The 4098-nt window shown below is 69.7% G+C and carries 3 protein-coding genes; 2 read left to right on the top strand and 1 reads right to left on the bottom strand.

Annotated elements, in window-relative coordinates:
* Positions 1–98: 98 nt before the first annotated feature.
* A complete protein-coding gene (locus tag R4I43_RS06730) occupies positions 99–1031 on the bottom strand; it encodes a heme o synthase (RefSeq protein WP_324264659.1) in 933 nt (310 codons plus the stop codon).
* A 454-nt stretch (positions 1032–1485) separates the two neighbouring features.
* Between R4I43_RS06730 and tkt the strand changes: the two genes are divergently transcribed.
* Positions 1486–3582, top strand: a complete 2097-nt coding sequence (gene tkt, locus R4I43_RS06725) for a transketolase (protein WP_324264658.1) — start codon at positions 1486–1488, stop codon at positions 3580–3582.
* Between the two features lie 14 nt (positions 3583–3596).
* The coding region (locus R4I43_RS06720) for a transaldolase family protein (protein WP_324264657.1) at positions 3597–4098 on the top strand (502 nt) is incomplete at its 3' end.

Genomic DNA, 4098 nt, shown 5'->3' with positions numbered 1-4098 from the left:
CCGCGTCGTTTTCTCCTCTGCGGGCCCCACTTCGCCCCCCGACTGGGCCGGGTCGAATTTCGCGCGAAATTCGAATCCCGCTGCCCGGGTGGGGTGGCCTACCAGGGCCAGCCGAGGACGGGGAAGCTGAGGGCGGAGTCCACCGCGAGGGCCACGAAGACGATCATCAGGTACGTGTTGGACATGTGGAACAGGCGCATCGGCTTGGTCTCGACGCCTCGCCTGGTGGCGGCGTGCAGGCGGTGGGCCAGCACGATGAACCAGGCGCCGGAGAGGACCGCGAAGGCGGCGTAGAGCCAGCCCGCGGCCGGGACCAGCAGCAACGTCCACAGCACCATGAGCCAGGTGAACAGCACGATCCGCCGGGACACCGCCGTCGGGCTCGCCACCACGGGCAGCATCGGGACCCCGGCGCGCTCGTAGTCGTCCTTGTACTTCATCGCCAGCGACCAGGTGTGCGGCGGCGTCCAGAAGAACACCACGCCGAACATCACCAGCGCGGGCCAGTCCACGCTTCCGGTCACCCCGGCCCAGCCGATCACCACCGGCATGCACCCGGCGGCACCGCCCCACACGATGTTCTGCGCGGTCCGCCGCTTGAGGACCATCGTGTAGATGAAGACGTAGAACAGGATCGTGGCCACGGCCAGCGCACCGGCCAGCAGGTTCGTCGAGGCCCACAGCACCAGGAACGATCCGACGCCCAGCGCGATGCCGAAGATCAGCGCGTGCCGGTTGGACACCGTGTGCCGCACCAGCGGCCGGGCCCGCGTGCGCTTCATCACCTGATCGATATCGGCGTCGACGACGCAGTTCAGCGCGTTGGCGCTGCCGGCCGCCATCGTTCCGCCGACCAGCGTCGCCAGCACCAGCAAGGGCGAGGGGATCCCGCGCACGGCCAGCAGCATGGCCGGGATGGTGGTGACCAGCAGCAGCTCGATGACCCGCGGCTTGACCAGCCCCAGGTAGGCTTTGAGCAGGTCAGCGGCCTTGCGGACGGGCTGACCGGAGAGTTCGGCGGCGGTGGTCACGACGCTGCGCTCACCGACGACATGACACTCCCCGCACTTGCCGACCACGCTCCCGCCGGTTCCCCGAAGAACGGAACCGAACCGTTGAGCAATAGTAGTCGCGCTACTGAAGGTCGTCGCGCGCGGGTGCGAGTGGGCCTGTTCACGCCGGGTAAGGGCTAAACTGGCACCGTTCGGCGATCAGCCGCGTTTCCGGCAGCCCATCAGCGCGCAGACCGGTTCTGGTGCACGCTGGTCGACGAATCGCCGGCTCCCCCACGTCTGAGGGCGATCCTCGCAGGTCGAGGCTGGTTCAGCAGTGGGGCGACACCGTTTCTCAAACGGGCCGCCGGGCGCCTGATCGCAGGAGACTAGGCTGCCCGACGGACGAGGGATAACTGCGGTTCGAATCGGTCCAGCGGACCGTTCGCCGCGTTGAGGGAAATACCGCCGAAGGAAAACTGGAGCTGCGTCCGTGTCCGTCACCGACGACCTTGCCCGCTTGACCACCAAGCGACTGCCCAACGACTGGACCGAGCTGGATCAGCGCGCCGTGGACACCGCGCGCGTGCTCGCCGCCGACGCGGTGGAGAACTGCGGAAGCGGCCACCCGGGCACCGCGATGAGCCTCGCGCCCGCCGCCTACGCCCTGTTCCAGCGCGTCATGCGGCACGACCCCACCGACCCGGAGTGGATCGGCCGCGACCGCTTCGTGCTCTCGGCCGGGCACTCGAGCCTGACGCTGTACGTGCAGCTGTTCCTCTCCGGCTACGGCCTGGAGGTCGAGGACCTCAAGCAGCTGCGCAAGTGGGGTTCGCTGACCCCGGGCCACCCGGAGTACGGGCACACCAAGGGTGTGGAGACCACGACCGGTCCGCTGGGCCAGGGCCTGTCGACCGCGGTCGGCATGGCGATGGCCGCGCGTCGCGAGCGCGGGCTGTTCGACCCGGAGGCCGGTGCGGGTGAGAGCCCGTTCGACCACCACATCTACGTGATCGCCTCCGACGGCGACATCGAGGAGGGCGTGACCTCCGAGGCGTCCTCGCTGGCCGGCACGCAGCAGCTGGGCAACCTCACGGTGATCTACGACGCGAACGAGATCTCCATCGAGGACAACACCGGCATCGCGCTGTCCGAGGACACCGCCAAGCGCTACGAGGCCTACGGCTGGCAGGTGCTCACCGTCCACGGCGGTGAGGACGTGCAGGGTCTGCTGGCGGCCATCGAGACCGCCAAGGCCGAGACCGCCCGCCCGACCCTGATCGTGCTGCGCACGGTCATCGGTTACCCGGCGCCGACGAAGATGAACACCGGCAAGGCCCACGGCGCCGCGCTGGGCGGCGACGAGGTCGCCGAGGTCAAGAAGGCGCTGGGCTTCGACCCGGAGCAGTCCTTCCAGGTCGACACCGACGTGCTCGCGCACGCCCGCGAGGTCGTCGAGCGCGGCAAGAAGGCCCGCGCCGAGTGGCAGGCCGACTTCGACACGTGGGCCACCGCCAACCCGGAGCGCAAGGCGCTGCTGGACCGGCTGACCGCCCGCGAGCTGCCGGCCGGCTGGGCCGAGAAGCTGCCGAGCTGGGAGGCCGACGGCAAGGGCGTCGCCACCCGCAAGGCCTCGGGTGAGGTCCTCAACGCGCTGGCCGACGTGCTGCCCGAGCTGTGGGGCGGTTCGGCGGACCTCGCCGAGAGCAACAACACCTCGATGAAGGGCCAGCCCTCGTTCGGCCCGGAGTCGATCTCCACCGACGCCTGGTCGGCCAACCCCTACGGCCGGACGCTGCACTTCGGCATCCGCGAGCACGCGATGGGCGCGATCCTCAACGGCATCGCCCTGCACGGCGGCACCCGCCCGTACGGCGGCACGTTCCTGGTGTTCAGCGACTACATGCGCCCGGCGGTGCGCCTGGCGGCCCTGATGAAGGTGCCGTCGATCTTCGTCTGGACGCACGACTCCATCGGCCTGGGCGAGGACGGCCCGACGCACCAGCCGATCGAGCACGTCGCCTCGCTGCGCGCGATCCCCGGCTTCTCGCTGGTCCGCCCGGCGGACGCCAACGAGACCGCCGCCGCGTGGAAGGCGATCCTGGAGAACCCCACCGGCCCGGCCGGCCTGGCGCTGACCCGTCAGGGCGTTCCGACGCTGGAGGGCGTGACCCCCGAGGGCGTCGCCAAGGGCGGTTACGTCCTGGCCGACGCCGCCAACGGCAACCCGGACCTGATCCTGATGGCCACCGGTTCCGAGGTCCAGCTGGCCGTGGAGGCCCGCCAGGCCCTCGAGGCCGAGGGCGTGGCCACCCGCGTCGTCTCGTTCCCGTGCGTCGAGTGGTTCGACGCCCAGGACGAGGCCTACCGCGAGTCGGTGCTGCCGAGCTCGGTGAAGGCCCGCGTCTCGGTCGAGGCGGGCATCGCCATGCCGTGGTACCGGTTCGTCAAGGACGCCGGTGAGTCGGTGTCGCTGGAGCACTTCGGTGCCTCGGCGGACTACAAGACCCTTTACGAGCAGTTCGGCATCACCACCGAAGCCGTTGTCGCAGCTGCTCGACGCAGCCTGAGCAACGCCGAGCAGGCGTGAGCGGAGGAATTTCTGTGACGACCAACGCGAACCTCAAGGCCCTGACCGAGGCCGGAGTTTCGATCTGGCTGGACGACCTGTCCCGCCAGCGCATCAGCTCGGGCAACCTCGCCCAGCTGATCACCGACCAGGCCGTCGTCGGGGTCACCAGCAACCCGACGATCTTCGCCAACGCGCTGTCCAACGCCGCCGACTACGCCGACAAGGTCAAGGACCTGGCGGCACGCGGTGCGAGCGTGGACGACACGATCCGCGAGCTCACCACGGCCGACGTGCGCGACGCGGCGGACATCTTCCGCAACGTCTACGAGTCCACCGGTGGTGTGGACGGCCGGGTCTCCCTGGAGGTCGACCCGCGGCTGGCGCACGACACGGACAAGACGGTCGCCGAGGCGATCGATCTGTGGAAGGCCGTGGACCGGCCGAACCTGATGGTCAAGATCCCGGCCACGCTGGCGGGCCTGCCGGCGATCACGAAGGTGATCGGCGAGGGCATCAGCGTCAACGTGACCCTGA

The organism is Saccharopolyspora mangrovi, assembly GCF_035320975.1.
GTDB classification, from domain to species: Bacteria; Actinomycetota; Actinomycetes; order Mycobacteriales; family Pseudonocardiaceae; genus Saccharopolyspora; species Saccharopolyspora mangrovi.
The sequence above is the reverse complement of the archived record's forward strand: the minus strand, read 5'-3'. Positions and strand labels throughout refer to the sequence as shown.